Consider the following 15,410-nt stretch of genomic DNA (forward strand, 5'->3'; position numbering starts at 1 on the left):
ACCCCCACTTTCCCCACACGCCACCTCTACAACCCAGGTAACGCCCGGTTCTCGCACGACAGTTCGATGGATCCAGATGCCGTTCCGTTACGTCCATTCCATGTCCAGTCGGGTTCCTCCCCACGGAGGTGGGATGAATTGGCCGGTTTCAGAGCTCTCGCCGAGCAGGTCCGTAACCCCGGTCTCGTCGCGACCCAGCGACGGACGGCGCTGCGCAAGTGCCTCGAACGGTTCGCCCCGTACGGGCACCGGGCGACGTGGCACCACTTGTGCACCCGCGCGGGCATCGGGACGCAGGACCGCAACCCCGACCCGGGCGGGCTGCTTGCCGCCCTGGCGGAACTGGAGGAGGCACGCAACCTCTGGCTCGCTTACGAAGCGGACTTCGCCGCCCGCCGGCGGCGTGAGAAGCACGAGGGCATCCGGCAGCCGGGCGCCCTGCACGAATGGCACCTGCGCACCTGGGGCGGGTGCGACATCGTGCCCTGCGAGTCACCGCACCGGCATCCGACCGCACGCCTGGCCGAGGTGCTGCGCCGGGTGATCGCGGCCATGGAGTCGGGCCGGCAGCGCGAGGACTGCCCGGTGTGCGGGGGCCGGCGCTTCGTCTGGCGCACGGACGGGGCACATTCGGTGAACGGGCCGGTCTGCCAGGAATGCGGAGTTGTCACCCCGTCGGCGGTCCTGACCACCGCCGTGCTCTCCGCCGCCCGGCGCGCCACCGCCGACCGGGCCTTCGCCGCGGCCTGAGCCACGCGCCGGCACACGGCAGTACGGAAGCGCACCAGGGGGAAACGGCAGCGCGCCGGGCGCGGCTGCCGCACCGAGCGGACGTGGGACCGGATGCGCCGGTACGGGGGACCCGCGCCGCACCGCCCACGGACACCGGACCACCCACGGACACCGATCGCCAACGGGCCGTTCCGGGCCGGGTATTGACGGCCTCTTCCCGCGGGTGCATGAAGCTTGTACGTTCGCGTGCATGCTCGCGCTCGCCCGTTCCGCCACCGTCGCCCCGCCGGGCTGGAGCCGCTGGCTCGTTCCGCCCGCCGCGCTCGCCATCCACCTCGCCATCGGCCAGGCGTACGCCTGGAGCGTGTTCAAGCCCCCGCTGGAGTCCTCGCTCGGGCTCTCCGGCACCGCCTCCGCGCTCCCCTTCCAGCTCGCCATCGTGATGCTCGGCCTGTCGGCGGCCTTCGGCGGCACGCTCGTCGAACGGCGCGGCCCGCGCTGGGCCATGCTCGTCTCCACCCTCTGCTTCTGCTCCGGCTTCCTCGTCGCCGCGCTCGGCGCCGCCACCGGCCAGTACTGGCTGGTCGTGCTCGGCTACGGCTTCATCGGCGGGATCGGCCTGGGCATCGGCTACATCTCCCCCGTCTCCACGCTGATCAAGTGGTTCCCGGACCGCCCCGGCATGGCCACCGGCATCGCCATCATGGGCTTCGGCGGCGGCGCGCTGATCGCCTCCCCGTGGTCCAGCCAGCTGCTGGCCACGCTCGGTGCCGACTCGGCCGGCATCGCGCAGACGTTCCTGGTGATGGGCCTGGTGTACGCGGTGTTCATGACGATGGGCGTGCTGCTGGTCCGCGTACCTCCGGACGGCTGGCGGCCCCCGGGCGCCGCGCCCACCACGACCGCGCCGCGCCCCCTGGTCACCACAGCCCAGGTCTCCGCGCGCAACGCGCTGCGCACCCCGCAGTTCTGGTGCCTGTGGGTCATCCTCTGCATGAACGTCACGGCCGGCATCGGCATCCTGGAGAAGGCCGCGCCGATGATCGCGGACTTCTTCGCGGACACCGCGACGCCCGTGAGCGCGGCGGCCGCCGCCGGATTCGTCGGCATGCTCTCGCTCGCCAACATGCTCGGCCGATTCGCCTGGTCCACCACCTCCGACCTGGTGGGCCGGAAGAACATCTACCGCCTCTACCTCGGCGTCGGCGCGCTGCTGTACCTCGTACTGGCACTGACCGGCGACGCCTCCAAGCCGCTGTTCGTCGGCTGCGCCGTGGTGATCCTGTCCTTCTACGGCGGCGGCTTCGCCACGGTCCCCGCGTACCTCAAGGACCTCTTCGGCACGTACCAGGTCGGCGCGATCCACGGGCGGCTGCTCACCGCCTGGTCCACCGCCGGCGTCCTCGGCCCGCTGATCGTCAACGCCATCGCGGACTCCCAGCACGCCGCCGGGCGCAGCGGCCCCGACCTCTACACCACGTCGTTCTTCATCATGATCGGCCTGCTGGTCGTCGGCTTCGCCGCCAACGAGCTGGTCCGGCCGGTGCACCCGCGCCACCACGAGCCGGCGCCGCCGCCCGGCCAGGAAGCACAGGAAGAAGGAGCCGCCCGGTGACCGGCCGCCGCACCGCCCTGCTCGCCCTCGTCTGGCTGTGGGTCGGAGTGCCCTTCGCCTACGGGCTGTACGAGCTGGCGCTCAAGATGACGCAGCTGTTCACCGGCTGACGGCGCTCACTCGGCGGGGGCCGGGTCCGCCGGGCGCCCTTCGCGGTCCACGCGCAGCCGCCGCGCGCCCGTCCCCTGCTCGCCGAGCTCGTCGTACGGGTTGGAGAGCGCGCACCGCTCCAGGGAGAGGCAGCCGCAGCCGATGCAGTCCGTCAGCCGGTCGCGCAGCTCCTGGAGCTGGCCGATGCGCTCGTCCAGCTCGCCGCGCCAGGCTTCGGAGAGCCGGGCCCAGTCCTCGCGGTTGGGCGTGCGCTCCTCCGGCAGCTCGGCGAGCGCGTCACGGATCACCGCGAGCGGGATGCCGACGCGCTGCGCCGCCCGGACGAACGCGACGCGGCGCAGCGTGTCACGGGTGAACCGGCGCTGGTTGCCCGCGGTCCTGGTGCTGCTGATCAGCCCCTTGGACTCGTAGAAGTGCAGGGCGGAGACGGCGGCGCCGCTGCGCGCGGCGAGCTGGCCGACGGTGAGTTCATGGACCTTGCGGGAAAGCTGGGGCACGTCCGCCAGCTTAAAGGGCTCCTGATCGGACGAGCCGTTGACAGCGGAGGATCCGCACAGCAAGCTGAGCAAGCGCTTAGTCGATCAGGAGGAACGGACATGGCAGACCCCCGGGTGTTTGGATCGCTGGACGAGCTGCGTGCCGCGGTCGGCGAGGAGCTCGGCCCGAGCGACTGGCTGGAGGTCGACCAGAAGCGGGTCGATCTGTTCGCCGACGCCACCGGCGACCACCAGTGGATCCACGTCGACCAGGAGAAGGCGAAGGCCGGGCCGTTCGGCACGACCATCGCGCACGGCTACCTCACGCTGTCGCTGCTGCCCGCGCTCGTACCGCAGCTGATGCGCGTCGACAACGTCAAGATGGGCATCAACTACGGCACGAACAAGGTGCGCTTCCCCTCCCCCGTGCCGGTCGGCTCGCGGGTGCGCGCCACCGCGAGGATCGCCGAGGTGACCGAGGTGCCGGGCGGCGTGCAGCTGACGACGACGGTGACCGTGGAGCGCGAGGGCGGCGAGAAGCCGGTCTGCGTCGCGGAGTCGGTCAGCCGCTTCTATCTGTAAGCACGGAGCGCGCCGCCCCTACGGGCGCCGCGCCCCCACCATGCCCAGCACCAGGTCGGCGTAGAGCTCGCCGACCTGGTCGGGCGTGCGCCGCCCGTCCGCGGTGAACCAGCGGGCGACGTCCACGCACAGCGACAGCACCGCCAGCGTCGTGCCGGGCACGTCCCGCACGGCGAACTCCCCGGCGTCCGCGCCGTCCTGGATGATCTCCCGCAGCAGCCGGTCCGTCTGCCGCCGCAGGCCGGCGATCTCGGCGTAGTGCTCCTCGCCCAGCGCCTTCAGCTCGTACTGGATGACGCGGGCCGTGGTGTGCCGCTCGGCGTGCCAGCTGGCGAAGGCGCGCACCGCGCAGCGCAGCCGGTCGGCGGCCGTGCCCTCGGCGCCGGCCGCGGCCGCCATGATCTTCAGCGCCCGCTCGTGCCCTGTGACGCTGATGCGGTAGAGCAGCTCTTCCTTGGTCTTGTAGTGGATGTAGAGCGCGGCCGGGCTCATGCCGGCCCGCCCGGCGATGTCACGGGTGGTCGTGGCGTGGTAGCCGCGCTCCGCGAAGGCCTCGACGGCGGCCCCGACCAGCCGCTGGGCCGCGTCCGGCGCCACCTCGGCCCATTCCCCTGCGGCCTCGTCCGCCCGCTCCGCTCCCATCGCGCACTCCGATCCTGCGGTCCGCCGCGGTCCGTCCGCGGCGGGCCATCAGATCGAACACCATACCCCAGCACTGAGCAAGCGCTTAGGGACCGTGTCCGGGAATGCGGGGCTCCGCTCAGAACGCGGAGACGCCCGTCAGCGCGCGCCCGATGAGCAGCTTCTGGATCTGGCTCGTGCCTTCGTAGAGCGTCATCACGCGGGCGTCGCGGACGAGCTTGCCGACCGGGTACTCGTCGATGTAGCCGTACCCGCCGAAGACCTGCAGGGCGTTGTTGGCACAGCGTACCGCCGCCTCGGAGGCGAACAGCTTCGCCTTGGAGGCCTCGGTGACGAACGGCTTCCCGCGGTCGATGAGGTCGGCGACCCGCCAGGTCAGCAGCCGGGCCGCGTCCACGTCCAGCGCGATGTCGCTCAGCAGCTCCTGGACGAGCTGGTGGTGGGCGATGGACTTGCCGAACTGGTCGCGCTCGCCGGCGTACCCCACCGCCGCGTCCAGCGCCGCCTGCGCGATGCCCACGCAGCCGGCCGCGACCGACATCCGGCCCTTGGCGAGCGCGGACATGGCGACGGAGAAGCCCTTGCCCTCGGGGGCGATCATCGCGGACGCCGGCACCCGCACGTCCTCCAGGACCAGCTCCGCGGTGGCCTGGCCGCGCAGGCCCAGCTTGCCGTGGATCTCCCGGCGGGACAGGCCGGGGGTGTCGGTGGGGACGAGGAAGGCGCTGACGCCCTTGTGGCCGGGCTCCGCGCCGGTGCGGGCGAAGAGCAGCACCACGTCGGCCCAGGTGCCGTTGGTGATGAACATCTTCGTCCCGTTGATCACCCAGTCCCCTCCCCCACCGCGGACGGCCCGGGTGGTGAGGTTGCCCGCGTCGGAGCCGGTACCGGGCTCGGTGAGGCCGAAGCAGCCCAGCACCTCGCCGGAGGTCAGCCGGGGCAGCCACGCCTGCTTCTGCTCCTCGCTCCCCCAGGCGGCGATGGACTTGGCGACCAGGCCGAGCGAGACGGAGACGATGCCGCGCACGGAGGAGTCGCCGCGCCCCAGCTCCTCGGTGACCAGCGCGTACGCGAAGTGGTCGCCGCCGGAGCCGCCGTACTCCTCGGGGATGGTCAGGCCCAGGAAGCCCAGGTCGCCCATGGTCTTCACGATCGAGCGGTCGACCTGCTCGGTGCGGTCCCACTCCGTGACGTGCGGGGCGACCTCGCGGTCGACGAAGTCCTTGGCGAGCTGCCGGACGGCGGCCTGCTCCTCGTTGAGTTCGAGGTTCATGATGCGTCTTCCTCTGAACGGTGGCGGTGACCACGGCGGGCGGCGCCCACGGGAGCGCCACCGCCATTAATTATCACTGCTAGTTTTTCGGCGGCAGGCTCTACTATGTGCGTCATGGCCCGACCCCGCAAGCCCCTGCTGAGCCGTGAGCGCATCGTCACGGCGGCCCTCGCGCTCATCGACGGGGAAGGACTGCAGGCGCTCTCCACCCGGCGGCTCGCCGCCGAGCTCGGGGTGAGCGGCCCCTCGCTGTACAACCACTTCACGACCAAGGACGAGATCCTGGACGCCGCGGCGGACATGGTGATCGCCAAGGTCGACGTCTCCGGCTTCGGGCCCGACGGGGACTGGCGGCGCGGGCTGCTGGAGTGGGCCCGCTCCTACCGCGCGGCGCTCGCCGCGCACCCGAACTTCGTGCCGTTCCTCGCCCAGGGGCCGGGCCGCCGCCCGGCGGGCCTGAAGATGGCCGACGCGGCGTTCGGCGGCATGGTCGAGGCCGGCTGGCCGCCCGCACAGGCCACGAAGGTCTGCGCGATGGTGCGGTACTTCGTCGCCGGCTCGGCGCTGGGCTCCTTCGCCCGCGGTTTCGTCGACGACGCGGCCGCCTACGACCCCGCCGACTACCCCCACCTCGGCCAGGCCCACCTGCTCGCCGAGCACCAGCAGCAGGTCGACGAGGGCGCCTTCGAGTCCGGCCTGCGGGCCCTCGTCGACGGGCTGGCCCTGCAGCACCAGCCGGTCCAGCCGGTCTCCTAGGGCGCGCCCCGCCCACCTTTAACGGACCCCACTCTGTCATCTACATGTAACACGCATGTAATATCCGGTCCGCCCGTGACGTACCGTGCGCGACAGGAGAACCCCCGTGCAGCAGCCGATACCGGACCGCCGGTGCTACGCCTTCCTGCTGCGCGTCCTGCGCGGCCAGGCACAGGTCGACTTCCTGCCCAGCGCGCTCGCCGGCCTCGTCTTCACCGTCGCGCTGTGCGCCGCCGGCTGGCAGTACGGCGTCTACGGGCTGTGCGGCACCGCGCTGGGCACGGCCACGGCGCAGGTACTCGGGGTGGCCCGCGACCGGGTCGGCGCGGGCCTGGAGGGCTTCAACTCCTGCCTGGTGGCGGTCGGTTTCGCCGCGTTCCTGGGTGCGGGGCACCTCTCGACCGTGCTGCTGGCGGCGGGCGGCTGCGTGGTCGTCACCGTGCTCACCGGGGCCGCCGGCACGCTGCTGCGCCCGTGGAACCTGCCCACGCTGACCCTGCCGTACTGCGTCACCGCCAGCGCCATGACCATCGCGGCGCCCGGCTTCGTCCGCGTCTGGCACCAGGGCCACGGGCTGGCCACGCTCACCCGCCCGGCGGCCGGCCGGACCGCGCTCGGCTGGCCCGACCTCTGGCACGCCTTCTTCTCGAACATCGCCCAGATCTTCTTCATGCCGCAGTGGTACGTCGGCGCGCTCTTCCTCCTCGGGATCTTCCTCGCCGACCGCCGGCTGGGCGCGCTGGCCTGCCTCGGCAGCGTGGTGGGCATCGCGGCGGCCTGGCTGCTGGGCGCGCCCGCCGGGCAGATCGCCGACGGCGGGATGGGATACAACGCGGTGCTCGTCACGATGGCGCTGGGCGGCGTCTTCCTGGCCACCGACCGCTGGTCGCTGGCGTACGCGGTGACCGGCGCGACCGCGGCGACCATCCTGACCTCGGCGGCCGCCGCGCTCTTCGCCCCGTCCGGCGGGCACACCTTCACCTGGCCGTTCGTGCTGACCACGCTGGCGTTCCTGGTCGCGGTGCCGGCCTTCCCGCGGTTGCGGAAGGCCGGCGAGCCCGCGGCACCCGAGGCGGCGCCGGGCCGCGCTACTCCGCCGGCCGCGGCCGCGTAGCCGGGACCGCCGCGGGCGGGGCCGCCGCCTCCGCGGCCGCCCGCCGGGCGCGCTTGGCGAGTACCGCGATGGAGCCCAGGGCGATCACCGCGAGCAGCATGATGTAGCCGGAGACGGCCATCGAGGTGCCGCTCGCCTCCAGCAGCAGGACCATCACGAACGGCGCCAGCCCGCCGCCCAGGACGGCGCTGATCTGGTAGCCGAGCGAGGCGCCCGTGTAGCGCATCTCCGCCGAGAACAGCTCGGCGAACAGCGCGGCCTGCGGCCCGTACATGATGCTCAGGAAACAGCTGGCGATGAAGGTGCCGACGGCCAGCCACACCAGCGAGGCGGTGTCGATCAGCAGGAACATCGGTATCGCCCAGACCAGCAGCCCGACCGCGCCGAGCGTGTAGACGCGCAGCCGGCCGATCCGGTCCGAGAGCGCCGCCGAGGCCGGGATCAGGGCCAGCTGGGTGAGGCTGACCAGGAGGGAGACGGTCAGTACGGCCGTGCGCTGCATGGCCAGCTCGCGGGTGGCGTAGTCCAGTACGCCGGTGATCAGGATGTAGAACGTCGCCGTATTTACCGTGAAGCTGCCGCCGGCCAGCAGGACCGTGCCGAGGTGCTCGCGGAGGATCGTGCGCAGCGGCGAGCGCTGGGCGTCCGCCTGCTTCTCGGCCGCGGACAACTGGCGCTCCGCGGCGCGGAATTCGGGCGTCTCCTCGACGCGGGTGTGGATGTACCAGGCGAGGATCAGCACGAGGATGCCGGCGAAGAACGGCAGCCGCCAGCCCCAGGAGGCGAACCCCGCGTCCCCGACGACCGCGCCGGCCACCAGGAAGACGGTGTTGGCGGTCACCACGCCGATCGGCACGCCGAGCTGGACCAGCGAGCCGTACAGCCCGCGCTTGCCCTCGGGGGCGTACTCGGTGGCCATCAGCATCGCGCCGCCCCACTGGGCGCCGACCGCGATGCCCTGCACGATGCGCAGCAGCACCAGGAGGATCGGCGCGGCGATGCCGATCGTCTCGTACGTGGGGAGCAGGCCGATGCCGGTCGTGGCCAGGCCCATCAGGGTCAGCGCCAGGACGAGCATGGGCTTGCGGCCGCGTTTGTCGCCGAGCTGGCCGGCGATGACGCCGCCGATGGGTCTGGCGAGGAAGCCGACCGCGAAGGTCGCGAACGCGGCGAGCACGCCGGCGACCTGGCTCCCCGAGGGGAAGAAGGCGTGGCCCAGTACGAGGGCAGCGGCGATGCCGAAGACGAAGTAGTCGTACCACTCGACGGCGGACGCCAGGGCGGCCGCGGTGGCCACCTTGCGGCGGTGCCGGGCGGTGGGGGCCGGGGTGGTGCTCGGTGTCGCGGGGGAGGCCGTGTCCATGCGTGCACGCTCCGAGGGGTGCTGGGGAACGGGGGGCGGCGCCGTGATTGCGGGTGACCGTACCGACCGGCTGGTACGGCGTCAACGGACTGCACAGCAGGACTTTTTACGGGGGGTTGGGGGGTGCTTTGCCCGGCGGAACGGGGTGTTTCCGGGCAGCCCGAAGGCCCCCGGGGCGAACGCTCCCGGGGGTGCTGCGGACCGTGCCGGGCCGTCAGAAGACGATCAGCGCGCGGCCTCCCTTGCCCGCGAGCATGGCGTCGAACGCTGCCGGGATGCCCTCCAGGCCGATCCGCTCCGTGACCAGCCCGGACAGGTCCAGCGCGCCGCTGCGGACGTGCTCGGCGATGACCGGGAGGTCCCGGGCCGGGTCGCTGTCGCCGTAGACGCAGCCGGAGAGCGTGCGGCCGAAGTAGAAGAGCTCCAGCGCGGAGAAGGTCACCTGCTGGTCCTGGCCGCCGACGCCGACGACCGTCGTACGGCCACCCCGGCGGGTCGAGGACCAGGCGGTACGGATCGTGTCGGCGCGGCCCACGCATTCGAGGGCGACGTCGGCGCCGATGCCGCCGGTGAGCTTGCGGATGCGCTTGGCGGTGTCCTCGGCCGCCACCAGGAACTCGGTGGCGCCGGCCGCGCGGGCCAGCTCCTCCTTCGCCGGAGAGACGTCGACGGCGATGATCGGGCCCGCGCCCGCGATCCGCGCGGCCTGGAGAGTGGCCAGGCCCACCCCGCCGACACCGAAGACCACGACCGACTCGCCCTTGCGGACCTTCGCGGAGTTGTGGACCGCGCCCCAGCCGGTGAGCACCGCGCAGCCGAGCAGCGCCGCCTCGGTGAGCGGTACGCCCGCGGGCAGCGGCAGCGCGGCGTGCGCGGCGACCACCGTCTCCTCGGCGAAGACGGCGGTGCCCAGGCCCGGGTACAGCTCGCTGCCGTCCGCCCGGGTGGCGTACGGCTTCGCGGCGGCCGCGGCCGAGTTGGCGCACAGCCACACCTCGCCCAGCCCGCAGAAGTGGCAGTCGCCGCAGGACGGCGCCCAGTTGAGGACGACCGGGTCGCCGGGCGCGAGGCCGGTGACGCCCTCGCCGACGGCGGTGACGGTGCCCGCGCCCTCGTGTCCGAGCACCGCGGGGACGGGCTGCTTGAGGGTGCCGTTGGACAGCGACAGGTCGGAGTGGCAGACCCCGGCCGCGGCGAGCTTGACCCGGACCTGGCCGGGTCCGGGGTCGGGCAGCTGGATCTCGGCGATCTCCAGCGGGGCGTTGACGGCGGGCAGTACGGCAGCGCGGACCACGGTGCGGTCTCCTCGGTGGGGAGTGCGGGAGTACGGGCGGGAACTGCGGGTGGCGGGGGGGGGGGGGGGGGGGGGGGGAGGGGGGGGGGGGGGGGGGGGGGGGTGGGTGGGGGGGGGGGGGGGGGGGGGGGGGGGGGGAGTGGGGGGGGGGGGGGCGCGGGGCGGCCCGCCCCCCCGGGCCGCTCAGAGCTGGAGCGACTTGGTCTGCAGGTACTCGGTCAGGCCGTGCGGGCCCAGCTCGCGGCCGACGCCGGACTGCTTGTACCCGCCGAAGGGCGCGAGCAGGTTGAAGCGGCCGCCGTTGATGTCGACCTGGCCGGTGTCCAGCTTGCGCGCGAAGGCCACCGCGGTCTCCTGGTCCGCGGCCCAGACGGCGCCCGCGAGACCGTAGACCGTGCCGTTGGCGATCTCCACGGCCTCGTCCTCGTCCCGGTACTTCAGGATCGAGATGACGGGCCCGAAGATCTCCTCCTGCGCGATGGTCATGCCGGGGGTGACGTCGGCGAAGACGGTGGGGCGGACGTAGTAGCCGGTGGGCAGGCCCTCGGGGGCCTCCGCGCCGCCGGTGACCAGGCGCGCGCCCTCCTCCTGGCCCTTGGCGATGAAGCCGCGCACCCGGTCGCGCTGCTTGGCGTTGACGACCGGGCCGAGGCGGCTGGCCTCGTCGTTCGGGTCGCCGGGCAGGTACTTGGCGACGATGTCGGCGGCGAGCTGTACGGCCTCCTCGTACTGGTCCTCGTGGACCAGCATCCGGGTCAGCGCGTTGCAGGACTGGCCGGAGTTGCGGATGACGTCGGCGACGTTGACCTTCACGGCCTTGGCGAGGTCGGCGCCGGGCAGGATGACGTTGGCGGACTTGCCGCCCAGCTCCAGCGCGACGCGCTTGACGGCGCCGCCGGCGATCGCGCCGATCTTCTTGCCGACCGCGGTGGAGCCGGTGAAGGAGACCAGGTCCACGCCCTCGTGCTCGGCGAGCGCCTGGCCCGCGACCGTGCCGAGGCCGGTGACCAGGTTGAAGACGCCGGCCGGCAGGCCCGCCGCGTCCACGCACTCGGCGAAGAGCTGGGCGGTGAGCGGGGTGTCCTCGGCGGGCTTGAGGACGACGGTGCAGCCGGCGGCGAGCGCCGGGGCGACCTTGTTGGTGATCTGGTGCAGCGGGTAGTTCCACGGCGTGATCGCGCCGACCACGCCGACCGGCTCGTGCAGCACGGTGGAGGTGCCGAGCTGCTCCTCGAAGGAGTGCTCGGCGGCGAGCTGGGCGTACGAGGCGGTGACCGCGATCGGCATGCCGGTCTGCACGTTCGCCGCGAAGGACTTCGGCGAGCCCAGCTCGGCGGTGATGGTCTCGGCGATCTCGTCGGCGTGCGCCTTGAGCTGCTCGACCAGCGCGGCGAGCTTGGCGGCACGCTCGGCGGGCGCGGTGGCGCGCCAGCCCGGGAGGGCGGCGCGCGCCGCCCGTACGGCGGCGTCGATGTCAGCGGCGGTACCGGCCGGAACGGTGGCGATCACCTGCTCGTCGGCGGGGTTGCGCACCTCGATGGTGTCGCCCCCTGCCGCGTCCCGCCAGGCTCCGTCGATGTACATGCCGTCGTGTGCCTTCATCTCGGCGTCCTCCCGGGGGTGGTCGTCAGGTGCGCTAAGCGGTTGCTCATACGTCGCGCGTACAAACTATCGCCGCTAGTTTGCGGGGCGCCACCCTTGCCGAGGATGCCATCTCGGCAGATACGGGTGACGGGCGGCGCAGTATCCCATTCCCGCCTCTCGGACGGGTGACAACCGGCGGAAGCGACGCACTCCCCACGCTCCCCCGCTACCGTGCGCGCCATCCGGCATCATTCACGAGTTCCCCGGTACGGGGTGGTGACGCGCATGGTCGAGGACACCGGACACCGGCGCAGCGGCGAGCTGCCCGCCGAGACGACCAGTTTCATCGGCAGGAAGCGGGAGATCGCCCAGGTCGCGGAGGTGCTCGACGGCTTCCGTATGGTGACCCTCACCGGCCCCGGCGGAGTCGGCAAGACCCGTACGGCGGTGCGCGCGGCGCATCAGCTGCGCGACCGGTTCCCGCACGGGGTCCATCTCGTGCCGCTCTCCGCGCTCACCGAACCCGAGCTGCTGCCCCACACCGTGGCGGCCGCGCTCGATCTGCCCGAGCAGGCCGCCCGGCCCGCCGTGGAAGTCCTCACCGGCTACCTGGAGGACAAGAATGCCCTGATCATCCTCGACACCTGCGAGCATCTGATCGACGCGTGCGCGCTGCTCGCCGAGGAGCTCCTGCGCACCGCATCGGACGTGCGGCTGATCGCGACCAGCCGGCAGCCGCTGGACATCGCGGGCGAGCACGTCCTGCCCATTCCCCCGCTGTCCGTGGCGGACGTCCCGGGCGCCGCGGCGGACCGGTGCGGCCTGCCCTGCGTACGTTCCGATGCCCTGCAGCTCTTCGCGGACCGTACTGCCGCGGCCGTACCCGGCTTCACCCTCACCGACGACAACCTCGCCGACGCCACGGCGCTGTGCCGCCGCCTGGACGGCATCCCCCTCGCCATCGAGCTGGCCGTGTCCCGGCTGCGCGCCCTGTCCCTGGAGGAGATCCTCGGCCGGCTCGACCGTCGTTTCCTGCTGCTCACCGGCGGCCGCCGCACCACCGTTCCCCGTCATCAGACACTGCGGACCACCATCGGCTGGAGTCATGATCTGTCCACCCCGCGGGAGCGAGTGCTGTGGACCCGGCTCTCCGTCTTCGCCGGGGAGTTCAGCCTGGAGGCGGCGGAAGGGATCTGCGCCGACGAGCGCGCCCTCCCGGCAGAGGACATCCTCGACGCGCTCTTCGGGCTGGTGGAGAAGTCCGTCGTGCAGCGCGTGGAGACCGAGGTGGGCACCCGTTACCGGATGCTCGACACGATCCGCGAGTTCGGCCGGGACCAGCTCGCCGCGGGAGCGGAGGAGGCGGGCCTGCGAAAGCGCCACGCGGACTGGTTCCTCGACCGGGCCGGGCAGTTCGATACCGAATGGACCGGCGACACCCAGCTCGCCTGGGTCCGCAGACTCCGCCATGACCAGGCCAATCTGCGGGCCGCGCTGGAGACGTTCGTCGGCACCCCGGGCCTGGCGTACGACGGCCTGTGCCTCGCGACCCGGCTGTGGGGCTACTGGCAGTGCACCGGCCTCTACATCGAGGGCCGCTACTGGCTGCGCCGCGCCCTCGAAAGCAGCCGCGAGCCGACCCCTGAACGCGTCAAGGCGCTGTGGCTCACCAGCTGGTACCTGGACGTCTCCGGCGAGCGGGGCGACAACTGGGCGCTGCTCGACGAGGCCGAGGAGATCGCCGCCCGCGCCGGTGATGCCCGCGGCCTCGCCTGGACGCTCGCCTTCCGGCAGCACGCCCGCTATTTCCGCGGCACCATCGACGGCGTCGCCGAGGGATACGACGACGCCCGTCGGCGCATGGCCGAAGCGGGCGACGAAGTGGCCCTGTTGATCACTGCCTACCAGCTCGCCTTCGCCCACTTCATGACCGGAGGCATCGGCGAGGGCATCGCCCTGTGCGACGAGTCCCTGCGCCGCAACGCCGCCCATCCGCAGGAACACTGGTCGCGCAGCTGGGCACTGTGGGTCAAGAGCGTCGGCCTGTGGCTGAAGGGCGAGTTCGCGCAGAGTATCGAGTGCTGCCGCGAGGGCATCCGCTCCAAGGCCGCCCTGCGCGACACGATGGGCATCGCGCACTTCCTGGAGGGCTTCGCCTGGTACGCCGCTGAGCAGGGCCACTTCGAGCGGGTGGGCACCCTGCAGGGCGCTGCTGACATGCTGTGGCGCAAGGGCGCCAAGGAAGCCCGGTTCGGCATCCTCGTGCTGCACGAGCTGCACGGCAAGGCGGCCGAGCCAGCCCTCCGGGCACTGGGCGCTGACGCGTTCCACCGGGCGTTCACCGAGGGCGGCTCGCTGACGCCGGCCGAGGCGGTGGAACGGGCGCTGGACGAGGACCTCACGAAGATGCCGGAGCTGCCGGTCCGGCCGGGCGGCACGGCCGACGAGCTCACCCCCCGCGAGCGCCAGGTCGCGGCGCTGGTCGCCCAGGGCCTCACCAACCGGGAGATCGCCGAGAAGCTCGTCGTCTCCAAGCGGACCGTCGACTCGCACATCGAGCACATCCTCGCCAAGCTCGGCTTCAGCTCCCGCGCCCAGATCGCCGCCCTCCAGGACAGCCGGCCGGCGCCTCCGCAGACCTAGCGGGCTTCTTGCGGGGCACGTCGGCCTTGCGCCGTGCCCCGCCCGCCTCCCGCGGCGACCGCACGGCGACCGCGGCCGAGCCCAGCAGCAACAGGCCGAGCAGGACGAAGGGCGCGGCGGCCCCGGCGACGCCGGCGGCGAGCCCCGCGCCGGCGGGCGCCGCGACCTGGCCGAGACGGTTGCCGGTGAGGCGCAGGGCGAGGGCGGTGGAGCGGGCGTCGTCGGGCGCCGCCTGCACGACGGTGGTCATGGACAGCGGCTGGCCGACGCCCAGACAGAAGCCCAGCGCGGCCAGGACGAGGGCCAGCGCCCAGACCGGCAGCGGCACGGCGATGGCCGCGCACAGGAAGGCCGCCGCCGCGCACGTGACGGTGAGCAGCACGGTACGGCCGAGGAGCCGCAGCATCGGGGTCATCACCAGCCGGCAGGCGATGGTGGCGGCAGCCCGCAGGCTCAGCAGCAGGCCGATCGTGGCGGGCGCGATGTGGTGGGCCTCGCCGACGACCGGGAGGTAGGCGGTGAGGATGTCGGTGGCGGAGAGCACCGAGAGGCTGATGAAGATGCCGGCGCCGACGCCGCGGGTGCGCAGGATGCCGAGGACCGGTACGCGGCGGGCATCGGTGCGCACCGCCGGGCGGGACGCGCCCCGCTGCTCCAGCCGCCACAGCGCGGTGACGGCACAGGCCGCGGCGGCCGCGGAGACCAGCAGCGCGGTGGCGCTGGTACGGGCCATGGCGCCGTCGTGCTCGGAGATCAGCAGCCCGGCGCCCGCCGGGCCGAGGAGCTGGCCGAGCGAGGCGCCGATGGTGAAGTGGCCGAAGTTGCGGTCGCGTTCCTCGGGGGCGCTGCGCCGGGCGACGATGGACTGGGCGCCGATCACGAAGCAGAGGTGGCCGAGGCCCATCACGCCGCTCCACGCGGCCATCGCGGGCAGTGAGGCGACCACGCCGCTGAGCGCGCAGCCGCCGGTGATCAGCGCGACGCCGGCGACCAGCAGGGGCGTGCAGCGGCCGTGGTCGGTGCGCCGGCCCAGGGGCACGGCGACGAGCAGCGGCAGCAGCGCGTACACGCCGGTGATGACGCCGACGGCGGTCTCGTCGGCGCCCAGCGCGAGCGCCCGGTAGGAGACGGCGGGCCGTGCCATGCTCACCGCCGCCTGTGCGAAGGAGAAGGTGAGGACCAGGCGCAGCAGCCAGCCCCGGCCGGGCGTCGCGACGTTCATGGG

At 73.0% G+C, this 15,410-nt stretch carries 14 protein-coding genes; 7 read left to right on the forward strand and 7 right to left on the reverse strand.

Annotation, left to right across the window (positions count from 1 at the left end; translation table 11 throughout):
- The first annotated feature begins 138 nt into the window (after window positions 1-138).
- From ACZ4MH_RS13055 to ACZ4MH_RS13065, 3 genes are all read left to right on the forward strand, one after another.
- Entirely contained in the window at window positions 139-750 is a 612-nt protein-coding gene (locus ACZ4MH_RS13055) for a hypothetical protein (RefSeq protein ID WP_351595463.1), read from the forward strand.
- A gap of 232 nt (window positions 751-982) precedes the next feature.
- A complete protein-coding gene (locus tag ACZ4MH_RS13060) occupies window positions 983-2,347 on the forward strand; it encodes an L-lactate MFS transporter (RefSeq protein ID WP_351595460.1) in 1,365 nt (454 codons plus the stop codon).
- Window positions 2,344-2,457: an MFS transporter small subunit gene (locus ACZ4MH_RS13065; RefSeq protein WP_467754489.1), complete on the forward strand. Its 114-nt coding sequence runs from the start codon at window positions 2,344-2,346 to the stop codon at window positions 2,455-2,457. The genes ACZ4MH_RS13060 and ACZ4MH_RS13065 overlap by 4 nt, the downstream gene beginning before the upstream one ends.
- A gap of 6 nt (window positions 2,458-2,463) precedes the next feature.
- Here ACZ4MH_RS13065 and soxR read toward each other — a convergent pair whose 3' ends face one another.
- Window positions 2,464-2,955 (reverse strand): redox-sensitive transcriptional activator SoxR, encoded by a 492-nt coding sequence (gene soxR, locus ACZ4MH_RS13070; RefSeq protein ID WP_351595457.1) that lies wholly within the window; start codon window positions 2,953-2,955, stop codon window positions 2,464-2,466.
- Window positions 2,956-3,054: 99 nt separating this feature from the next.
- Between soxR and ACZ4MH_RS13075 the strand changes: the two genes are divergently transcribed.
- On the forward strand, window positions 3,055-3,516 hold the full coding sequence (locus tag ACZ4MH_RS13075; RefSeq protein WP_351595454.1) for a MaoC family dehydratase: 462 nt from the start codon (window positions 3,055-3,057) through the stop codon (window positions 3,514-3,516).
- An 18-nt stretch (window positions 3,517-3,534) separates the two neighbouring features.
- Here the strand turns inward: ACZ4MH_RS13075 and ACZ4MH_RS13080 are convergent, their stop codons facing one another.
- Complete coding sequence (locus ACZ4MH_RS13080; protein WP_351595451.1) at window positions 3,535-4,158, reverse strand: TetR/AcrR family transcriptional regulator; 624 nt, start codon at window positions 4,156-4,158, stop codon at window positions 3,535-3,537.
- A gap of 118 nt (window positions 4,159-4,276) precedes the next feature.
- On the reverse strand, window positions 4,277-5,431 hold the full coding sequence (locus ACZ4MH_RS13085) for an acyl-CoA dehydrogenase family protein (protein WP_351595448.1): 1,155 nt from the start codon (window positions 5,429-5,431) through the stop codon (window positions 4,277-4,279).
- A 114-nt stretch (window positions 5,432-5,545) separates the two neighbouring features.
- On the opposite strand from ACZ4MH_RS13085, the gene ACZ4MH_RS13090 reads away from it, so the two are divergent.
- Window positions 5,546-6,187, forward strand: coding sequence for a TetR/AcrR family transcriptional regulator (locus ACZ4MH_RS13090; protein WP_351595445.1), 642 nt, complete (start codon window positions 5,546-5,548; stop codon window positions 6,185-6,187).
- A gap of 106 nt (window positions 6,188-6,293) precedes the next feature.
- The gene (locus tag ACZ4MH_RS13095; RefSeq protein ID WP_467754490.1) at window positions 6,294-7,301 is read left to right on the forward strand and encodes an urea transporter; all 1,008 of its coding nucleotides are present in this window, start codon (window positions 6,294-6,296) and stop codon (window positions 7,299-7,301) included.
- On the opposite strand, the gene ACZ4MH_RS13100 is transcribed toward ACZ4MH_RS13095, so the two are convergent.
- From ACZ4MH_RS13100 to ACZ4MH_RS13110, 3 genes are all read right to left on the reverse strand, one after another.
- Window positions 7,276-8,664: an MFS transporter gene (locus ACZ4MH_RS13100; protein WP_467754491.1), complete on the reverse strand. Its 1,389-nt coding sequence runs from the start codon at window positions 8,662-8,664 to the stop codon at window positions 7,276-7,278. The two genes, ACZ4MH_RS13095 and ACZ4MH_RS13100, sit on opposite strands and share 26 nt — an antisense overlap.
- Window positions 8,665-8,878: 214 nt before the next feature.
- Complete coding sequence (locus ACZ4MH_RS13105; protein WP_351599732.1) at window positions 8,879-9,958, reverse strand: zinc-binding dehydrogenase; 1,080 nt, start codon at window positions 9,956-9,958, stop codon at window positions 8,879-8,881.
- Between the two features lie 183 nt (window positions 9,959-10,141).
- Window positions 10,142-11,560, reverse strand: coding sequence for an aldehyde dehydrogenase family protein (locus ACZ4MH_RS13110; RefSeq protein ID WP_351599733.1), 1,419 nt, complete (start codon window positions 11,558-11,560; stop codon window positions 10,142-10,144).
- Window positions 11,561-11,827: 267 nt separating this feature from the next.
- On the opposite strand from ACZ4MH_RS13110, the gene ACZ4MH_RS13115 reads away from it, so the two are divergent.
- On the forward strand, window positions 11,828-14,185 hold the full coding sequence (locus tag ACZ4MH_RS13115) for an ATP-binding protein (protein WP_351599734.1): 2,358 nt from the start codon (window positions 11,828-11,830) through the stop codon (window positions 14,183-14,185).
- Here the strand turns inward: ACZ4MH_RS13115 and ACZ4MH_RS13120 are convergent.
- Window positions 14,124-15,407, reverse strand: a complete 1,284-nt coding sequence (locus tag ACZ4MH_RS13120) for an MFS transporter (RefSeq protein ID WP_351599735.1) — start codon at window positions 15,405-15,407, stop codon at window positions 14,124-14,126. The genes ACZ4MH_RS13115 and ACZ4MH_RS13120 overlap by 62 nt on opposite strands.
- Window positions 15,408-15,410 lie beyond the last annotated feature (3 nt).

Source organism: Streptomyces sp. NPDC026301 (assembly GCF_055567935.1).

Excerpts from the sequence above, each read along its gene's own strand:
- ACZ4MH_RS13060 (WP_351595460.1), top strand. The coding sequence starts at position 983 with ATGCTCGCGCTCGCCCGTTCCGCCACCGTCGCCCCGCCGGGCTGGAGC.
- ACZ4MH_RS13075 (WP_351595454.1), top strand. The coding sequence starts at position 3,055 with ATGGCAGACCCCCGGGTGTTTGGATCGCTGGACGAGCTGCGTGCCGCG.
- ACZ4MH_RS13080 (WP_351595451.1), bottom strand. The coding sequence starts at position 4,158 with ATGGGAGCGGAGCGGGCGGACGAGGCCGCAGGGGAATGGGCCGAGGTG.
- ACZ4MH_RS13085 (WP_351595448.1), bottom strand. The coding sequence starts at position 5,431 with ATGAACCTCGAACTCAACGAGGAGCAGGCCGCCGTCCGGCAGCTCGCC.
- ACZ4MH_RS13090 (WP_351595445.1), top strand. The coding sequence starts at position 5,546 with ATGGCCCGACCCCGCAAGCCCCTGCTGAGCCGTGAGCGCATCGTCACG.
- ACZ4MH_RS13100 (WP_467754491.1), bottom strand. The coding sequence starts at position 8,664 with ATGGACACGGCCTCCCCCGCGACACCGAGCACCACCCCGGCCCCCACC.
- ACZ4MH_RS13110 (WP_351599733.1), bottom strand. The coding sequence starts at position 11,560 with ATGAAGGCACACGACGGCATGTACATCGACGGAGCCTGGCGGGACGCG.
- ACZ4MH_RS13115 (WP_351599734.1), top strand. The coding sequence starts at position 11,828 with ATGGTCGAGGACACCGGACACCGGCGCAGCGGCGAGCTGCCCGCCGAG.
- ACZ4MH_RS13120 (WP_351599735.1), bottom strand. The coding sequence starts at position 15,407 with ATGAACGTCGCGACGCCCGGCCGGGGCTGGCTGCTGCGCCTGGTCCTC.